Consider the following 17,049-nt stretch of genomic DNA (forward strand, 5'->3'; position numbering starts at 1 on the left):
CGCTCAGCCCCACCAGACGGAGTACACGCTGAGCACCTCGGTGCCATGGTTCTCGATGCGGTGTGCGGTGTCCGGCGGGATCCTCAGCACGTCTCCGCCGCGGACCTCGGCGGTCTCGCCGCCGCAGGTGAAGCGGCCCACGCCGGCGCTGACGAGCCAGATCTCGTGGGCGTCGTGCCGGTCCACCTGGGTCGCGCTGCCCGGGCTGACCGTCCACCAGGACGCCTGGAACGGCGCGGTGGGCAGGTCGGTGGCGGACGTCAGGTCGATGAGGTGCAGCTCGTCGCCCTCGTCGGTGCGCTCCGTCAGCTCCTTGGCCAGTGACACGATCAACGGTGCGTCCTTTCCGTCTGCGGATGAGCCCGCGGCACCGGCGGCCGGCCAGAGGGCGGACTCCGCGGCGCCGGTGCGGTAGACCTCGCGGCCCAGCAGGCTGTTGACGATGGTGGCGCTGCGCCACGGCCCCAGGCTGAGGTTGGGATCGGCGATGCCGTGCGTGTGCTCGGCCCCGTTCTGCAGGTAGATCGCGCCGAGCGCGGCGCCCTTCCAGCGCACGCTGTAGTCCAGGTTGGTCTTGACGTCGGCGAGGTCGTCGGCGCCGAGCAGCGGCCGCAGGAAGTCGGGCACCACGTGCCGGTAGCCCGTCGCCAGGACCACCAGGTCGGCGTCGAGCGTCTCGCGCTGCCGGGAGATCAGGTCGTCGAGCGTGACCCGCAGGCCCTGGCCCGTCCTGGTCAGCCCGACGAGCTCGGTCGAGGTGCGCAGGCGATACGCGACCCGTGCCGCGCTGAGGTAGTCGACCTCGTAGAGGCGGCGGTAGATGCGCTCCAGCAGCCCTTCGGAGATGCCGTTGCTGGCGGTGCGCTGCCGCTCCAGCAGCCGCCGGCGCACCTGGTCGGGCAGCTGGAAGTACTGGTGGACGAACTGGGGGTTGAACCACTCGTTGGCGAAGGCGGAGTCGTCCAGCGGCAGGAACCCGTGCTGGCGGGCGACCCACGTGATGTGTGCGGGCAGCTCGTCGCCGCGGCCCAGCAGGTGGTCGACGATCTCGGCGCCGCTCTGGCCGCCGCCCACCACGACGACGCGCCGGCCCGCCGACGGCGGGTCGGCCGTGCCGAACTCGCTGGCGTGGATCACCTGCGGCCCGAGCCCGGTGGCGCACGCGGGCACGAACGGCTGGTGGCCGACGCCGACGACGAGGTTACGGGCGTGGACCTGTTGCTGCTGGCCGACCCGCACGACGAAGCTGTCGCCGTCGTGCTCGACGGCGCCGACCCGCTGTCCGAACCGGACGAACGGCAGGCTCCGCGCCACCCAGGCGTAGTACTGCTGGAACTCCTCCCTGGTGACCGGGGCGTCGCGCCGGGCGATGAGGAAGCGGTACATGCGCTGGTGCTGGGCGAGGAAGTTCAGGAACGAGTAGCGACTGGTGGGGTCCACCGTCGTCACCAGATCCTTCAGGAACGACACCTGCAGCTGCGCACCGGGCAGCAGCATCCCGGGGTGCCAGGAGAATGACGGCCGGGCCTCGAGGAAAACCTTTTCCACGTCGTCCAGCGGTGCGAGCAGCGCGGCCAGGCTCAGGTTCGAAGGCCCGAGTCCGATACCGCAGAGATCTAATACATCACTATCGATAGACATCGATGCGTTATTGCCGAATCTTGGCATGCAGTCAGGCCCTTTCGCGCACGTGAATACACCGCGTCACCGCCCGCCATCAGGGCAGCAGTGAGCGGAACCTCGACACAGAGGGCAGGAGGTCGATCAAGAAATCACGGGACGCGGAAGCTCCACGGCGACTGCGGCGGCTTCTCGGCGCGCAACGTCAGCGCCGGCACAATGATCCGAAAGGCAGACACGCGATATCCCCCGATACTTTCGCTGGTGTCGAGGCCATCCTCCTACCGTCACCGCCCGCCACCAACTGTCTCGGAGTGGTTTTCATATCTCGAACCACCAGCGGTGGGGCATTGACAGCTCCCACATGTGTGAGTAAGGCAGGTCAGCGGAAGGCGCGGCGGTACGCGGCCGGGGTGGTGTTCACGGCGCTGCGGAAGCGGCGGCGGAGGTTGACCGCCGAGGAGAGGCCGACGCGCTCGGCGATCGTCTCCACGGGCAGGTCGGTCTCCTCGAGCAGCGCCCGGGTGCTCGCGATGCGCCGGTCGAGCAGCCACCGGCCCGGTGAGATGCCGAGCTGCTCGTGGAAGTGCCGGTTGAGCGTCCGGGCGGACATCCCCGACTTCGTGGCCATGTCGGCCAGGGTGAGCGGGCGGTCGAGGTTGGCGGCGATCCAGTCCAGCAGCGGCGCCAGGGAGTCGGGGACGGGGCCGGTCGTCGGCAGGGCCGGGAACTGCCGCTGGTGACCCTCGCGCTGCGGGGCGGCGGCGAACTGGCGGCCGATGCGCATCGCGAGGGCCGCGCCGTGCTCGCGGCGGACCTGGTTGAGGCACAGGTCGAGCGTGGTGGCGGTGGCGCCGGCGGTCGCGACGTCGCCGTGGTCGACGTAGAGCACGGTGTCGTCGGCGCGGACCTTCGGGTAGTTGCGGGCGAGCCAGCCGGTGATCTCCCAGTGCGCCGCGGCGGTGCGGCCGTCGAGCAGGCCGAGGTGGGCCGGCAGCTTGATGCCGGAGCTCACCGCCACGATGCGGGCGCCCCGCGTGTGGGCGGCCAGGACGGCGTCGCAGGTGGCGGGGGTGAGCGACGGGGAGGGGCAGCCGGCGATGAGGATCGTCCCGGCGTCGTCCAGCGCCTCGAGCCCCCGCTCGACGACGATGTCGACGCCCATCGTGGTGCGGACCGGGCCGGGGTGCTCGGCGCACAGCTCGAACTCGTAGTGCCGCGGGATGTCGGGCCCGTGGTCGCCGAAGACGGCCGACGCGCAGGTCACCGGGTACAGCTCCTGCCCTTGCCCGAGGAGGGCCACCACCCGCTGACGCATGGCACGAATGTACCCAATGATGTCGCGCCGGACGCCTGTGCACCCGTGGCGCCGCGGCAAGAATGGGTGATCATGGAGTGCTACCGATGACCGCCGTCCTGGCGGAGCCCGTCCTCACGAAACCCCTTTGGAACAGGGACTTCACGTACTACTTCGGCGCGCGGGTGGTGTCGCTGCTGGGCGACGCGATGATGCCGGTCGCCGCCGCGCTCGCCGTCGGGGCGATCTACGGCGTGTCGGGTGTTGGGTACGTTCTTGCCGTCTGGACGGCGCCGTTCGTGCTCTTCGTGGTGTTCGGCGGCGTCTTCTCCGACCGGATCGGCGCACGGACGATGATGGTGGGCGCCGACGTGGTGCGCGTCGCCACACAGGGTGTGGTCGCCATCGCGTTCTTCGCCGGTACGCCGCCCCTCTGGCTCCTGCTGGCGACCTCGGCCCTGGCCGGCCTGGCGGCCGCGATGTTCCAGCCCGGCGTCAACGGCATGGTCCCGCTCGTCGCGACGGACCCGCAGCGCGCCAACGGTACCCTCAAGATCGCCGACGCGGCGACGCAGCTCGGCGGCCCGGTCCTCGCGGGCCTGCTGATGACGCTGACCGGCCCCGGCGCGGTCTACGCGGTCGACGCCGCGACCTTCGTGCTCAGCGGCGCGTGCCTGGCCCTGATCGGCCGGACGCCCAGCGGTGCCGCCGGCCGGACCATCGGCTCGACGGTCCTGCACGACCTGCGTCGCGGCTGGACCGAGTTCCGCTCCCGCAGCTGGATGTGGTCGGTCATCGTGGTCTGGCTGTTCTTCGGCGTGTTCGTGTTCGGCCCGTACATCCCGCTCAGCTCCCGCCTGATCGGCGACCGCCTCGGCGACGCCGCGTACGGCTGGACGATGGCGGGCCTCGGCTGCGGCACCGTCCTCGGCGGCCTCATCGCCATCCGCCTGCGCCCCGCCCGCCCGCTCGCCGCGGGCGCCGCCGGCCTGATCGGCTTCGCCTGCATCCCGCTGTCGGTAGCCCTGCAACCACCGTTGCCGCTCCTGATCGCGGGCCACCTCCTCGGCGGCGTCTCATGGGCCTTCTGGTCGGTGATGTGGTCCACCAGCGTGCAGACCCTCGTCGCCCCCGAGGTCCTCAACCGCGTCACCGCCTACGAGGTCGCCGGCTCCGTCTCCGGCGTGGCGGTCGGCCAGGCCCTGGTCGGCCCCGTCTCCACCGTCGTCCCCCCGCTGGACCTGCTGTACCTGTCGACCGCGGTGACCGTCTGCGTCTGCGCCGCCCTGCTCCTGATCCACCCGGTCCGCCGTCTCCACCGCGCCTGACCCGCCGCAAGGCATCGCGCCCGGCGTCCGGGGAAGGGCGGGCCGGTCAGGCGCCGAGGGCGGGGGCGGGTTGCCAGCGCCAGCGGGGGGCGCAGTCGGGGTCGTTGGCGGCGAGGACGGCGCGGAGGACGCCGTCTGGGTCGCAGCTGTAGAGGCCTGAGCTCCAGACGTTGTTGACCTCGAGGACGGCGAAGTCGCCGGCGTCGGTGCGGCCGACGTCGATGACGGCGGTCGGGGGCACGTCGCCGTCGGGGAGGGCGGCCAGCATCAGGGCGACGAACGTGGCGGCCTCGTCGTGCCAGGAGGCGCGGTGGTGGCGCAGCGTCGGGCTCCACTCCTCGCCCTCCACGACGTACGGCGACCAGGCGACCGGCTCGCGGCCGATGGTGAAGACGCGGTACTCGGAGGCGAGGTCCAGCCAGTGGTCCATGATGATCAGCGTGCTATCGGCCGGCAGGCGGGCGCTGCGCAGGCGGTTGCGCAGGTCGTCGGCGTCGCGGACCCAGGCGGCGGAGAAGGCGGGGTGCTTCTCGTCGGCGAGCTTCGCCACCGCGGGGCGGGGGCCGACGAGGTCGGGGGCCTCGCCGACGGTGACCAGGCTGACGTCGCGGCCGGTGACGTCGCGGGGGAGGCCCGCGAACCAGCTCGGGTTGGCGCCGTGCAGGCGGATGTCGACGCCGCCGGCGATGAGGGTGGTCAGGTAGCCGCCGGCCGCCCGCCAGGCCACGCCGTCGGCGGAGCGCAGTCCGGTCACCTCGGCGGGGTCGCCGGGGAGCTGGGCGACGGGCAGGCCGATCCGGCGCGCGGCATGGGTCATCGCGGCACTCGCCTCAGGCGAGCGCACACGCATGGCCAACGTCCGGAACTGCCGCACCCGTACATCCTGCCAGCGAGGCCCATCAGTGTCGCTGCCGGTCGGCGACCCGGGCCGAGATCGGCATATCCGCAGTACGCGCCGCCATCACAGTGACACGTTGGGGGACATCGGGGCCGATCGAGCCAGACAGACAGTACAAATCGGGCATTGTTCGTCGTATGGCAACGGACCTGCTGTCCCGGCTGCGCCGGCTGGCTCCCACCGCCCCGCAGGATCGTCCCCGTGAGGGTGTCGTGGTGCCGCCGATCGTGCGGCGCGCGCGGGCCCGCCGGCGGCGGCGTCTCGCGGCGACCCTGACCCTCGTGGTCGTGGTGCCGGTGGTGACGGCGGTCAGCACGTACGCGAAGGATGTCGACCGCGGGGTGCACGTCCTCGGCGTCGACCTCGGCGGCCACTCCCGCGGCGAGGCGGTGCGGCTGCTGCGAGACACCCTCCGGCAGCGGGTCACCGCCCCGGTCGCGGTCCGCGTCGGCACGGCCGGCGCCACCGTCGACCCCGCCGCCGTCGGGCTGGTGCTGGACGTGGAGGCGACCGTCGACCGCGCCGTCGCCGCGACGCCCGGTCCGTTCGCGTGGCTGCACGGCGGGATCAGCGTCGCCCCGGTCGTCCGCGCCGACGCGACCCGGCTCTACGAGGCGCTGATGGCGCACCTCGGCACCCAGGGCGACGCCCCGGTCCTGCCCGCGGTCCGCTTCGACAAGCAGCAGCCCGTCGCCGTGTACCCGGTCAGCGGCCGCGGCATCGACCGGCACAAGGTCGGCGCGATCATGGAGGCGGGCTGGCTGCGCCGCGGCACCGTCGACTTCCCGGTCGTGGACCTCGTGCCGCGCAGCACCAAGGCCGACGTCGACCGGCTGCTCGGCGAGCTGGCGACGCCCGCCGTCGCCGCGCCGCTGGTCGTGGCCACGCCCCGGGGTGAGGTCGCCGTCCCGGCGACGGCGATCGCGGCGGCGCTGAAGCTGGAGTCCGACGCCGACGGGCTCATCCAGCCGTCGCTGGACGTGGCCGCCCTGCGCAAGGCGGTGCCGGCCTTCGGCAAGGTCGAGGTCGCCGCGACCGACGCCACGTTCACCGTCGAGCGGGGCCGGCCGGTCGTGCGGCCGCAGGTCGACGGCCAGCAGGCCGACCTGGTGGCGGCGAGCCCGGCGATCCTGGCGGTCCTGCGGACGTCGGCGACACCGCGCCGGGTCGAGGTGGGGCTCGCGGTGAAGCCGGCCGCCGTGACCGCGGCGCAGCTGGGCGCGCTCGGCGTCAAGGAGCAGCTGTCGACCTTCACCACGAAGTTCGTCGCCGGGCAGCCCCGCGTCGTCAACATCCGCACCATGGCCGAGGCCCTGCGCGGCGCGGTCGTCCTGCCGGACCAGACGTTCTCCCTCAACGGCCACGTCGGCCAGCGCACCCACGCGAAGGGCTACGTCGACGCCCCCGGCATCGAGGACGGCAAGATCAAGAACTCGCCGGGCGGCGGCGTGTCGCAGGTCGCGACCACCCTGTTCAACGCGGTCTTCCACGCCGGCCTGCAGGACGTGGAGCACCGCCCGCACACGTACTGGTTCGACCGCTACCCGTCGGTGATCGAGGCGACCGTGGTGTACCCGTCGCTGGACCTGCGCTTCCGCAACGACTCCCCGACCGGGGTGCTCATCGACACCGCCACCACCGACACGTCGGTCACGGTCACCCTGTACGGCACGAAGCGCTACGACATCGCCCTCGAGTACGGCCCGCGGACGAAGATGGTCCAGCCGCCCACGACGTACCTCCGCGAAACCGACTGCAATCCCACCGACGGCCTGCCGGGCTTCACCCAGGAGGCGTGGCGCGTGTTCAAGCAGGGCGGCAAGGAGCTGCGCCGGGAACGCTTCTCCTGGCGCTACGACCCGGAGCCGCACTTCATCTGCGGCACCGCCCCGGTCGCACCCGCGGGCTGACCGGCCGGGCCGCCATCGAGCGGTCGGTCAGGACGGCCGGTCGCCGTCGGTCAATCAGCCAGGACGGCCGTGACGGCGGCCAGGGCGGCGGCGGACTGGCGGCGGCCGGCCTGGGCGGCGGTGGCGCGCTTCGCGGGGTCCAGGACGTTGCGGCCGATGGCGGCCCTCGCCTCGGCGTCGAGGGTGACCACGGCGGAGCGGACGGCGGGGCCGAGCGCGGCGAGCTCGGTGGCGACCCGGCCGGAGCGGCGCAGCGACGTGGTCGTCGGGGCGAGGACGACCACGCGGTCGTACCCGCGCGCGAGGTGGGCGTTGGCCGCGGAGCGCGAGCCGCCGTCCATGTACCGGCGGCCGGCGATGGTGACGGGTGGCCAGACGACCGGCACGGCGCAGCTGGCCGTCACGGCGGAGACGAGGTCGACGCCGCTGTCGCGGTCGAAGACGACCTCCTCGCCGGTCTCGGTGTCGACGGCCGTGATGAGGAGCCGGGGGCTGTCCGGCCAGTCGTGGCTGGGGAGCCGCCCGGCGATCACGTCCCTGCGGCTCTGCTCGGGCACGGTTTCGGCGGTACGGGCGGCGTGCCCCAGCCGTCGCAGGGCCTGCCGGTCGTCGCCGGGGCGCAGGCCGGCCGACGCGTAGCGGAGCATGGTGCCGACGCCGAAGTGGGCGGCGATCTCACCCGTGGCGGGGGCGAGCTGGCGCTCGTAGAGCTCCTCGAGCGGCCTGCCGCTGGTGATCTGGGCGCCGGCGACGGAGCCGGCGGAGGTGCCCACGACCAGGTCCGCCTCGGTGAGGTCGACACCGGCGGCGGCCAGCCCGGCGATCATCCCGATCTCCCAGGCGACGCCCGTGACGCCGCCCCCGCCCAGCACGAGCGCAAATTTGGAGTCATCGACCATCCGCCAACTGTAAGGTCCCCCAGATGCGTGAGCTCGTCGTGCTGGGGACCAGCAGTCAGGTGCCGACCAAGGCCAGGAACCACAACGGGTACTTCCTGCGCTGGGACGAGGAAGGCATCCTGTTCGATCCCGGTGACGGGACCCAGCGGCAGATGACGAGCGTGGGGGTGGCGGCGAGCGACATCACCCGCATCTGCGTCACGCACTTCCACGGCGATCACTGCCTCGGCCTGCCGGGGGTGATCCAGCGGATCTCCCTGGACAACGCGGCCCGGCCGGTGGAGGCGTACTTCCCGGCGAGCGGCCAGGTGTACTTCGACCGCCTGCGGCACGCGTCCGTTTTCTACGACGCCGCTACGATAAATCCGGTCAAAGTTGATAAAGGCGGGCAAATCGCCACAGCGAAGAACTGGGTGCTGGAAGCGCGGCAGCTGGACCACGGGATCGAGACCTACGGCTACCGGCTCGTCGAGGCGGACGGCCGGCGCATGCTGCCCGAGCTGCTCAAGCGGCACGGCGTGCAGGGGCCCGCGGTCGGGGCGCTCCAGCGCGACGGCAGCGTGACGGTCGACGGCCGGGCGGTGGCCGTCGAGGACGTCAGCGTGCCGCGACCAGGTCAGCGCTTCGCGTTCGTCATGGACACCCGCCTGTGCGAGGGCGTGTACGCGCTGGCCGACGGCGCCGACCTGCTGGTGATCGAGTCAACGTACCTGGACGCCGACGCCGGTCTGGCCGCGGCGCACGGGCACCTGACGGCTGGTCAGGCGGCCCGGGTCGCGGCCGAGTGCGGGGTGCGCACGCTCGTGCTCACCCATTTCTCACAGCGGTACGACGACCCGACACGCTTCGCCGAGGAGGCGGCGAGCGTGTTCGGCGGTGAGGTCGTGGTGGCGGAGGACCTGACCCGGATCCGGGTGCCGGCCCGCCGCCCCTGAACGACCAGGGACCTCACCGAGCTCAGTCGCACTCGCGGCAGACCGGAGCGCCGTTCTTCTCGCGGGACAGCTGGCTGCGGTGGTGCACGAGGAAGCAGCTGGAGCAGCGGAACTCGTCCAGCCGCATCGGCACGACCGGCACGGTGAGCTCCTCGTCGGGAAGCTCCGCCCCGGGCAGCTCGAAGCCGGTGTCGCTGTCGTCGACGTCGACGGACGGCGACTGGGCGTTGGCCCGCCGGGCGGTGAGCTCCTCGAGGCTGTCCTCGGCGAGGTCAGTGCCGACGGGGTGGCGTGGCGCGTCGTAGTCGGTGCTGATGGCCATGGCGTTCACCCTCTCTTGGTGACTGTGGTTGTGTAACGAACGCCGCCGGCCTCGGATGTGTTCCCCGACCGACATGAATGAATAATGCCGGGACCAAATCGGTCCACTGTGGACATATCAACAGCGTTGGCGCCCACGAGGCTACCTCGCCCGGCTGGCCGTTCGTGGAGTTTTCGGATTCTGGTTTCCGACTGTCGCGGCGGCAACCGCGCGGCCGGACAGCCAGGCCGCCTCGACCCGCGGCCGGCCGAACCCGTCGCCGGCCAGGAACACGCCATCCACCTGCGCAAACGTGGACTCCGAGGGCCGGGTGGGGCGGGCCGCCGGCCAGCGCCGAGCGGCCACGGAGACCGCGGCGTCGGGCAGCTCCAGCAACTCCCTCACGGCCGCCTCAACGTCCGCGACGGCCGATTCGATGGCGAACGCGGGTGTGGTGTGCGCCACCAGCACCGGAGCGCCGTCGCCGCGACGGGACCCGTCGTCGCACACCGTGGTGAGGACGGGGTGATCGTTGACGAACGCGCCGGTCAGCGGCTTCCAGCAGCGGCGGCGGTAGCGCAGCGCGACGGCCAGGGACGGCTGCCAGTCCTGGGCCTCGGCGAGCGGCGCGGCGGCCGGCAGGAGCAGGGCCGCCTGCGGCGCCGGCATCGCCAGGACGACCGTGCCGCCGAGAACTGTCAGGTCTTTGACAGCGGACCCACAGGTGACGTTAAGCCCCACCGCCAGATCCGCGGCGAGCGAGGCCAGCCCGCCGGGAGCGGCCCACCGCACCGGCGCCGGCCGCGGGGAGGCGGGCGGCGTGCCGTACACCGTGAAATCCCCGGACCAAGGGTGCACCAGACCGGCGCGATGCCACCGCGAGACGACCGCCGCGAACCCGGGGTCGGACACCGTGAAGTAGGCGGCGCCGAGGTCGACCGGCCGCCCGTCGAGGACGTCGCCGCCGAGCCGCCCGCCCGGGGCCGCGGCGCGCTCCAGGACGCGGACCGCGACGCCCGCGTCGTGCAGCGCCCGGGCGCACGCCAGCCCGGCCACGCCCGCCCCGATCACGACGACCGCCATCCGCTTAGTCTCTCAGGATGCAGCTTCCACAGCGGGCCCGCGTCGTCGTGATCGGCGGTGGGGTGATCGGCACGTCGGTCGCCTACCACCTGGCGAAGGAGGGCGTCACCGACGTGCTGCTGCTGGAGCGGGACCGGCTGACCGCCGGGACCACCTGGCACGCCGCCGGGCTGATGGTGACCTTCGGGTCGCTGTCGGAGACCTCGACGCGGATGCGGCAGTACACCCGCGACCTGTACGCGTCGCTCGAGGCGGAGACCGGCCTGTCCACCGGGCTGCGGCAGTGCGGGTTCATCGAGCTCGCCGCCGACCCCGGCCGCCTGGAGGAGTACCGGCGGGTGGCCGCGTTCAACCGGCACCTCGGCGTCGACGTGCACGAGATCTCGCCGAAGGAGGTCCTCGACCTGTTCCCGCTGGCGCGGGTCGACGACGTCCTCGCGGGCTTCTACGTCGCCGAGGACGGCCGCGCCAACCCCGTCGACGTCACCATGTCCCTGGCGAAGGGCGCCCGGCAGCGCGGCGTGAAGATTCTCGAAGGCGTCCCGGTGACCGGCGTGCTGCGCAAGCGGGACACCGTCACCGGCGTGCGGACGGCGTACGGCGACATCGAGGCCGAGGTCGTCGTCAACTGCGCCGGGATGTGGGCGCGGCAGCTCGGCGAGGAGGCCGGCGTCAGCATCCCGCTGCAGGCCGCCGAGCACTACTACCTCATCACCGAGCCGATCGACGGCGTCCACGCCGGGCTGCCCGTGCTGGAGGACCCCGGCGCCTACGGGTACTTCCGCGAAGAAGGCAGCGGGCTCATGATCGGCCTGTTCGAGGGCGAGGCGGCGCCGTGGAGCGTCGAGCGGGTGCCGGACGACTTCTCCTTCGGCACGCTGCCGCCGGACTGGGACCGGATGGCGCCCTACCTGGAGGCGGCGATGAACCGCATCCCGGTGACCGCGACCGCCGGCGTCCGCACGTTCTTCTGCGGGCCGGAGAGCTTCACCCCCGACCTGGCGCCGATCTTCGGCGAGTCCCCGGAGCTGCGCGGGTACTTCGTCGCGGCCGGCCTCAACTCGATCGGCATCCTCACCGGCGGCGGGATCGGCCGCGCCCTGGCGCACTGGATCGCCGCCGGCGAGCCGGACGTCGACGTGACCGGCATGCACATCGACCGGCTGCAGCCGTACCAGCGCAACCTGCGGTACCGCTCGGAGCGCACCGTCGAGGCGCTGGGCACGGTGTACAAGACGCACTACCCCGACAGGGCGATGCGGTCGGCCCGGGGCGCCCGCCGCTCCCCGCTGCACGACCGGCTCGCCGGGCTGTCGCCGCACCTGCGCGACGTCTCCGGCTGGGAGATGCCCGACGTGTACGGCGTCACCTCGGAACCCGTGCCGTCCTGGTCCCGCCCGTCATGGTTCCCGCAGTGGGAGGCCGAGCACCGGGCGGTGCGCGAGGGGGTGGCGCTCATGGACATGTCGTTCATGGCGAAGTTCCTCGTCCAGGGCCCCGACGCCGGCGCCGTCCTGGAGCGGCTGTCGGCGAACCGGGTCACCGGCAGCGGCCTCGTCACCTACACCCAGTGGCTCAACGAGCGCGGCACGATCGAGGCCGACCTCACCGTCACCGAGCTGGCCGAGGACCGCTTCTGGGTGGTCGCCTCCGACACCGCCCACCGGCACGTCCTGACCCGCCTGCGGCGCCACGGCGCGGTCGTCACCGACGTCACCTCCGGGTGGGCCCAGCTCAACGTGCAGGGCCCGCGGTCGCGCGACCTGCTGGCGGCCGTCAGCGACACGGACGTGACGATGCCCTTCCGCGGCGCCCGCGAGCTGGAGATCGGCTACGCCCGCGTGCTGTGCCTGCGCATCACGTACGTCGGCGAGCTCGGCTACGAGCTCTACATCCCCACCGAGCAGGCCGTGCACGTCCACGACCGGCTCGTCGAGGCCGGCGCCGAGTTCGGCCTCCGGCACGCGGGCCTCAAGGCCCTCGCGAGCCTCCGGCTGGAGAAGGGCTACCGCGACTACGGCCACGACATCGACAACACCGACGACCCGCTGTCGGCGGGCCTCGGCTTCGCGGTCGCCTTCGACAAGCCGTCGTTCATCGGCCGCGACGCGCTGCTCGCCGTGCGCGACGCGGGGCCGCTGTCGCGCCGCCTGGTGCAGATCCTCGTGACCGACCCGTCCGCGCTGCTCTTCCACGGTGAGGTGGTCCGCCGCGACGGCCGGGACGTCGGCTACGTGCGCGCCGCCTCCTACGGCCACACCCTCGGCGGCGCCGTCGGCCTCGCGTTCCTCGACGCGGGCACCTCGCCGCTCGACCAGGCCTGGCTGGACGCCGCCCCGCTGACCGTGGTGGTCGCGGACCGCGAATACCCCCTCAAGGCGTCGCTGCGGCCACTGTACGACCCGGCGAGCGCCCGGGTCCGCGCCTGATCACGGCGTGGCGAAGGCCTCGATGTCGTCCAGGTGGGCCGGGGTGAGGCCGCGGCGGGCGTCCGGCCGGATCAGCAGGGCGCGGCCGGCGGCGGTGAGCTCGTCCAGCAGCGGCCCGGCGGCCGGGACCTCATCGTCGTCGGTCCAGACCAGGTGGTCACCGCCGGCCAGGACCGCGCGGGCGGCGGCCAGCTTCGCGGCGGGCGCGTCGGCCACGGTGGTGAACGCGCACGCCAGCGGCGGCAGGCGGAAGAGGCGCTCCAGCTGGTCCGCCCACGGGCACCAGGTGGAGCACCAGCGGACCTCGACGGCGCCGGAGGTGTGCAGGCGGCGGATGCGGGTGGTCAGGGCCGGCGCCCAGCGCATCGGCCAGCCGACCCCCTCGGCGTACGCGCGGCCATGATGCGGGGCGGCGTGCCACGCCGGCTTGCGGGCGTTGACGACGCCGTCGACGTCCAGGAGCCAGACGTACGCCACGGCATCCAGTATGGGTCATCTGGTATATATCGATGACTGGCGATGCCATCTAGCCTGAGCGGCATGGTCAGACGCAGATTCGCCACCGTGCTGCTCGCCATTGCGGCGCTGGTCGGCGTCCAGTTGGTCGGCGCGGTCCCCGCGCACGCGGCCACCCGTACCCTCTACTACGACGCGAGCCAGGCGCAGGAGTTCGTGGCCGTGGTCAACCAGGCGGCCACCCTCTGGAACGGCAAGGTCAGCAACGTCCGGCTGGTCCCGGTCACCGCCGGCCGGACGCCCAACATCCGGGTCTACGCCGACAACGGTTGGCCCAGGACGTATTCGACGAGCCTTGGAAACGGTCGCTGGTACATGGGGCGTGAGGCGGTCGACGACGGCTACTACCAGCTGCGGATCGCCACGCACGAGTTCGGGCACATCCTGGGCCTGCCGGACCGCAGGACCGGGCTGTGCTCGGACCTCATGTCGGGCAGCAGCGCGCCGGTGTCCTGCACCAACGCCAACCCGAGCGCGGCCGAGGCGGCGCAGGTCCAGCGCAACTTCGCCTCGGGAGTGACCGCCGAAGTCCAGGAAGTCCTCTTCGTGGGCTGAACGATTGAAGATCGAGAGCCTAGGATGTGCCTGGGCTCTCGATCTTTTACCGCGGAGGCGTGCGTGCTGGCGAGGTTCCTGCAGGTCTGGCTCGGCGCGTGGCCTGCACCGGACCAGGGGATCACGGTCGTCGGGCACCCGGCGCGGGACAAGCCCCGCTGGGACGGCGCCGAGCAGCTCATGCTCGGGGTGACCGACGCCGGAGGCCGCGGGGTGCTGTCCGTGCCGCCCGCGCACCGCGACGAGGTCGCCGCGCTGCTGGCGCGGATGCCCCTCGAAGACCTCCTGGAGCGGCTGCCGGGGCTGCTGGGGCGCCCGGAGCAGGTGTGCTTCACCGGGGTGTTCCGCTGGTCGCAGGCGCCGGCCGAGCTGCCCGACGCGGGGGACTGGGAGCCGGCGGACGGCCCGGGCATCCCCGACTGGCTGCGGCCGTTCCCGGGCGAGGTGCTCATCGCCCGCGACGCCGGCGGCGCCTACCTGGCCGGGGTCGGGTTGAAGCCGCACGACGTCTCCGGCGTCGAGATCTCCGTCGGCACCGACGAGCGGGCCCGCGGGCAGGGCCTGGCCCGGCGGCTCGTCGCCAAGGCCACCCGGCGGATCGTCGCGGGCGGCGCGGTCGCAACCTACCTGCACGACCCGGCGAACACGGCCAGCGCCCACGTCGCCGACGCCGCCGGCTTCCCGGACCACGGCTGGAAGATCCACGCCATGGCCGGGGCGGCCTGAAGCGGAACATTTCCGCGGCAAAGGGGTCAGTGTCGCGCCGCCGGAGTCGATGAGTGCGGTATGTTCCCCCCTTCCGGCGCAGTGCACGTCGGACGTCAGCCGATCTTCGACCGGCACGGTGACGTCCACGGCTACGAGTTGCTCTTCCGCGGCGACGCCGGGGCGGTGGCGGCCGACGAGCGCGGCGCGTACGCCACCAGCCGCGTCCTCATCACCGCCTTCACCGAGATCGGGATCGAGCCTCTGTGCGGGCGCGGGCTGTGCTTCGTCAACCTCACCCGCGAGTTCCTCGTCGGCGACCTGCCGCTGCCGTTCGACCATGAGCAGGTCGTGCTGGAGATCCTCGAGACCGTCACGATCGACGACGTCGTGGTGGAGGCCGTCGGGAAGCTCGTCGCGCAGGGGTACCGCATCGCCCTGGACGACTACGTGTTCGGGCTGGGCCACGAGCCGCTGCTCGAACTGGCCGCGTACGTGAAGATCGACGTGCTGGAGACACCCCCGGACGAGCTCGTCGCGACCGTGGAGCGCTGCCGCAAGTACCCCGGCCTCACCCTCGTCGCGGAGCGCCTGGAGACACAGGAGCAGCTGGAGCACACCAGGGCGCTCGGGTTCGACCTCTTCCAGGGGTACGTGCTGGGCCGCCCGCAGGTCGTCTCCACCACCGCGCTGTCGCCGTCGCGGCTGGCCCGGGTCGAGCTGCTCAGCCTCCTCGTCGGCCCCGGCATCCCGCTGAACCGGGTGGTCGGCCTGGTCACCAGCGACCCGGCGCTCAGCCTGCGGCTCATGGCGGCCGCGAACGCCGACGCGCTCGGCCTGCCGGTGAAGGTGTCCTCCGTCCACGAGGCGGTGCTGCTGCTCGGCGTCGACCGGCTCCGCGACTGGGCCACGCTGATGCTGGTCAGCGACCTCGACGACCCCGGCGCGTCGCAGCTGAGCGGCGCGATCACCCGGGCCCGCATGTGCCAGAACATCGCCGAGCGGATGGGGGTGCCGCCGGAGCCCGCGTTCACCGTCGGCCTCGTCTCCGCCGTCGCCGAGCTGCTCGGCCAGCGCGCCGCCGAGCTGGCGCTGCGCCTGTCGCTCAGCCACGAGGTGACCGAGGCCCTCGTCGACGGGGTCGGGCCGCTCGGGGAGCTGCTGTCGCTCGTCGCCGCATACGAGGCGTCCGACCTGCCGATGCTGCTGGCCGCGCCGGTGCCGGTGGAGGAGACCGCCCTGGCCTACCTGGACGCCGTCGCGTACACCGGCCACATCATCGCGCCCAGGACCCGCCCGGCGACGCCGTAAAACGCGCAACCGGCGGCGCGACCTGCCGATAGGCGGACGTGGACAGCACGCGACCCGTACACATCGGCCGGCAGGCGCTCTACGACAGGCACGGTCACGTCGCCGCCTACGAGCTGCTGTTCCGCGACGGCCCGGAGGCGATGCACGCCTCGGTCCGCGACAGCGCCGCGACGAGCCGGGTGATCGTGGAGGCGTTCACCGCGTTCGGCATCACCGAGCTCGTCGGCGACCGGCGCTGCTTCATCAACCTGACCCGCGAGTTCATCGTGGGGGAGCTGCCGCTGCCGTTCCCGCCGGGGTCGGTCGGGCTGGAGCTGATGGCGGACGTCGCCGTCGACGACGAGGTGCTCGACGGCGTCGGGCGGCTCGTCGAGCAGGGCCACCGCATCGCGGTCGACGACTTCGCCGGTGACGCGTCCCGGGCCAGGCTGCTGCCGTTCGCGCATTACGTGAAGGTCAACATGCTCGCCGGCGACCGGGCCGAGATCGGTGCGATCGCCGGGCAGTGCCGCCGGTTCCCGCGGATCCGGCTCGTCGCCCAGCGGGTCGAGACGCAGGAGCTGCTCGACCTGGCGCGCAAGCTGCAGTTCCAGCTCTTCCAGGGCCATGTGCTCAGCCGGCCGCACCTCATCACCACGCACACGCTGAGCCCGTCGCGGCTGGCCCGCATGCGGCTGCTCGCGGAGCTCGCCGCCGACGAGGTCGACCTGGACCGGGCCGTGGAGACCATCGAACGCGACCCGGCGCTCGCCGTCCGCGTCCTGCGCGGCGTCAACGCCGCCTCCAACGGCCTGCCGCAGCCGGTCTCCTCGATCTTCCAGGCCGTGGTCATGCTGGGCATCCCGCAGGTGCGGCAGTGGGCGACGCTGATGATGGTCGCCGACTTCGCCGACGGCGACGAGGCGCAGCTCACCGACGCCGTCCTGCGGGCCCGCATGTGCCAGACGGTCGCCGAGCGGCGCGGCGCACCCGGCCCGGCGGCGTTCACGGTCGGCCTCCTGTCGGCGCTCGGCGACCTGCTCGGCCGCCCCGCCAGCGAGCTGACCGACCAGCTGCCGCTCACCGAGGACGTCGCGGAGGCCGTCGTGCACGGCCGGGGGCAGCTGGGCGCGGTGCTCACGGAGGTCCGCACGTATCAGCGGGACGCCGCGACCGCCGTGGTCCCCGACCTGGCCGAGGACATGCTGTCGGCGCTGCGCTGGACGAACGCGTCGCTGGCCGAGCCGGAGAGCGAGGACGCCGCCGCGCGCTGAGGCTGACCC

At 72.8% G+C, this 17,049-nt stretch carries 15 protein-coding genes; 8 read left to right on the forward strand and 7 right to left on the reverse strand.

Annotated features, from left to right (window positions below; all coding sequences use genetic code 11):
• Positions 1-3 precede the first annotated feature (3 nt).
• Both ABD332_RS00425 and ABD332_RS00430 read right to left on the reverse strand, forming a co-directional pair.
• Positions 4-1,641: a SidA/IucD/PvdA family monooxygenase gene (locus ABD332_RS00425; protein WP_344498240.1), complete on the reverse strand. Its 1,638-nt coding sequence runs from the start codon at positions 1,639-1,641 to the stop codon at positions 4-6.
• A 361-nt stretch (positions 1,642-2,002) separates the two neighbouring features.
• A complete protein-coding gene (locus ABD332_RS00430; RefSeq protein ID WP_344498242.1) occupies positions 2,003-2,938 on the reverse strand; it encodes a GlxA family transcriptional regulator in 936 nt (311 codons plus the stop codon).
• An 86-nt stretch (positions 2,939-3,024) separates the two neighbouring features.
• On the opposite strand from ABD332_RS00430, the gene ABD332_RS00435 reads away from it, so the two are divergent.
• Positions 3,025-4,245 carry an MFS transporter gene (locus ABD332_RS00435; protein WP_344498244.1) on the forward strand — a complete coding sequence of 407 codons (1,221 nt, stop codon included), beginning with the start codon at positions 3,025-3,027 and terminating at the stop codon, positions 4,243-4,245.
• A 46-nt stretch (positions 4,246-4,291) separates the two neighbouring features.
• On the opposite strand, the gene ABD332_RS00440 is transcribed toward ABD332_RS00435, so the two are convergent.
• A complete protein-coding gene (locus tag ABD332_RS00440; protein ID WP_344498246.1) occupies positions 4,292-5,062 on the reverse strand; it encodes an ATP-grasp domain-containing protein in 771 nt (256 codons plus the stop codon).
• Between the two features lie 218 nt (positions 5,063-5,280).
• Between ABD332_RS00440 and ABD332_RS00445 the strand changes: the two genes are divergently transcribed.
• Positions 5,281-7,053, forward strand: coding sequence for a VanW family protein (locus ABD332_RS00445; RefSeq protein WP_344498248.1), 1,773 nt, complete (start codon positions 5,281-5,283; stop codon positions 7,051-7,053).
• Positions 7,054-7,103: 50 nt separating this feature from the next.
• Here the strand turns inward: ABD332_RS00445 and ABD332_RS00450 are convergent, their stop codons facing one another.
• Positions 7,104-7,952 (reverse strand): patatin-like phospholipase family protein, encoded by an 849-nt coding sequence (locus ABD332_RS00450; RefSeq protein WP_344498250.1) that lies wholly within the window; start codon positions 7,950-7,952, stop codon positions 7,104-7,106.
• Positions 7,953-7,975: 23 nt separating this feature from the next.
• On the opposite strand from ABD332_RS00450, the gene ABD332_RS00455 reads away from it, so the two are divergent.
• Positions 7,976-8,887, forward strand: a complete 912-nt coding sequence (locus tag ABD332_RS00455; protein ID WP_344498252.1) for a ribonuclease Z — start codon at positions 7,976-7,978, stop codon at positions 8,885-8,887.
• 22 nt (positions 8,888-8,909) lie between these two features.
• Here the strand turns inward: ABD332_RS00455 and ABD332_RS00460 are convergent, their stop codons facing one another.
• Together ABD332_RS00460 and ABD332_RS00465 are read right to left on the reverse strand one after the other, a co-directional pair.
• Positions 8,910-9,203 carry a DUF4193 domain-containing protein gene (locus ABD332_RS00460; protein ID WP_344500656.1) on the reverse strand — a complete coding sequence of 98 codons (294 nt, stop codon included), beginning with the start codon at positions 9,201-9,203 and terminating at the stop codon, positions 8,910-8,912.
• 147 nt (positions 9,204-9,350) lie between these two features.
• Positions 9,351-10,271, reverse strand: a complete 921-nt coding sequence (locus ABD332_RS00465) for an NAD(P)/FAD-dependent oxidoreductase (protein WP_344498254.1) — start codon at positions 10,269-10,271, stop codon at positions 9,351-9,353.
• A 17-nt stretch (positions 10,272-10,288) separates the two neighbouring features.
• Here ABD332_RS00465 and ABD332_RS00470 point away from each other — a divergent pair, with 17 nt between their 5' ends.
• Complete coding sequence (locus ABD332_RS00470; protein ID WP_344498256.1) at positions 10,289-12,700, forward strand: GcvT family protein; 2,412 nt, start codon at positions 10,289-10,291, stop codon at positions 12,698-12,700.
• On the opposite strand, the gene ABD332_RS00475 is transcribed toward ABD332_RS00470, so the two are convergent.
• Complete coding sequence (locus ABD332_RS00475; RefSeq protein WP_344498258.1) at positions 12,701-13,177, reverse strand: HAD domain-containing protein; 477 nt, start codon at positions 13,175-13,177, stop codon at positions 12,701-12,703.
• 63 nt (positions 13,178-13,240) lie between these two features.
• On the opposite strand from ABD332_RS00475, the gene ABD332_RS00480 reads away from it, so the two are divergent.
• The 4 genes from ABD332_RS00480 to ABD332_RS00495 all read left to right on the forward strand — a co-directional run bounded on the left by ABD332_RS00480 (position 13,241) and on the right by ABD332_RS00495 (position 17,040).
• The gene (locus ABD332_RS00480; RefSeq protein ID WP_344498260.1) at positions 13,241-13,771 is read left to right on the forward strand and encodes a snapalysin family zinc-dependent metalloprotease; all 531 of its coding nucleotides are present in this window, start codon (positions 13,241-13,243) and stop codon (positions 13,769-13,771) included.
• A 63-nt stretch (positions 13,772-13,834) separates the two neighbouring features.
• Complete coding sequence (locus tag ABD332_RS00485) at positions 13,835-14,497, forward strand: GNAT family N-acetyltransferase (protein WP_344498262.1); 663 nt, start codon at positions 13,835-13,837, stop codon at positions 14,495-14,497.
• Between the two features lie 60 nt (positions 14,498-14,557).
• A complete protein-coding gene (locus ABD332_RS00490) occupies positions 14,558-15,787 on the forward strand; it encodes an EAL and HDOD domain-containing protein (RefSeq protein WP_344498264.1) in 1,230 nt (409 codons plus the stop codon).
• 38 nt (positions 15,788-15,825) lie between these two features.
• Positions 15,826-17,040, forward strand: coding sequence for an EAL and HDOD domain-containing protein (locus ABD332_RS00495; RefSeq protein ID WP_344498266.1), 1,215 nt, complete (start codon positions 15,826-15,828; stop codon positions 17,038-17,040).
• The last annotated feature ends 9 nt before the right edge of the window (positions 17,041-17,049 follow it).

It is taken from the genome of Dactylosporangium maewongense (assembly GCF_039531485.1).
Lineage (GTDB): Bacteria > Actinomycetota > Actinomycetes > Mycobacteriales > Micromonosporaceae > Dactylosporangium > Dactylosporangium maewongense.

Coding starts and splice junctions, on each gene's coding strand:
- ABD332_RS00425 (WP_344498240.1), bottom strand. CDS start 1,641: ATGTCTATCGATAGTGATGTATTAGATCTCTGCGGTATCGGACTCGGG.
- ABD332_RS00430 (WP_344498242.1), bottom strand. CDS start 2,938: ATGCGTCAGCGGGTGGTGGCCCTCCTCGGGCAAGGGCAGGAGCTGTAC.
- ABD332_RS00435 (WP_344498244.1), top strand. CDS start 3,025: ATGACCGCCGTCCTGGCGGAGCCCGTCCTCACGAAACCCCTTTGGAAC.
- ABD332_RS00440 (WP_344498246.1), bottom strand. CDS start 5,062: ATGACCCATGCCGCGCGCCGGATCGGCCTGCCCGTCGCCCAGCTCCCC.
- ABD332_RS00445 (WP_344498248.1), top strand. CDS start 5,281: ATGGCAACGGACCTGCTGTCCCGGCTGCGCCGGCTGGCTCCCACCGCC.
- ABD332_RS00450 (WP_344498250.1), bottom strand. CDS start 7,952: ATGGTCGATGACTCCAAATTTGCGCTCGTGCTGGGCGGGGGCGGCGTC.
- ABD332_RS00455 (WP_344498252.1), top strand. CDS start 7,976: ATGCGTGAGCTCGTCGTGCTGGGGACCAGCAGTCAGGTGCCGACCAAG.
- ABD332_RS00465 (WP_344498254.1), bottom strand. CDS start 10,271: ATGGCGGTCGTCGTGATCGGGGCGGGCGTGGCCGGGCTGGCGTGCGCC.
- ABD332_RS00470 (WP_344498256.1), top strand. CDS start 10,289: ATGCAGCTTCCACAGCGGGCCCGCGTCGTCGTGATCGGCGGTGGGGTG.
- ABD332_RS00480 (WP_344498260.1), top strand. CDS start 13,241: ATGGTCAGACGCAGATTCGCCACCGTGCTGCTCGCCATTGCGGCGCTG.
- ABD332_RS00490 (WP_344498264.1), top strand. CDS start 14,558: ATGTTCCCCCCTTCCGGCGCAGTGCACGTCGGACGTCAGCCGATCTTC.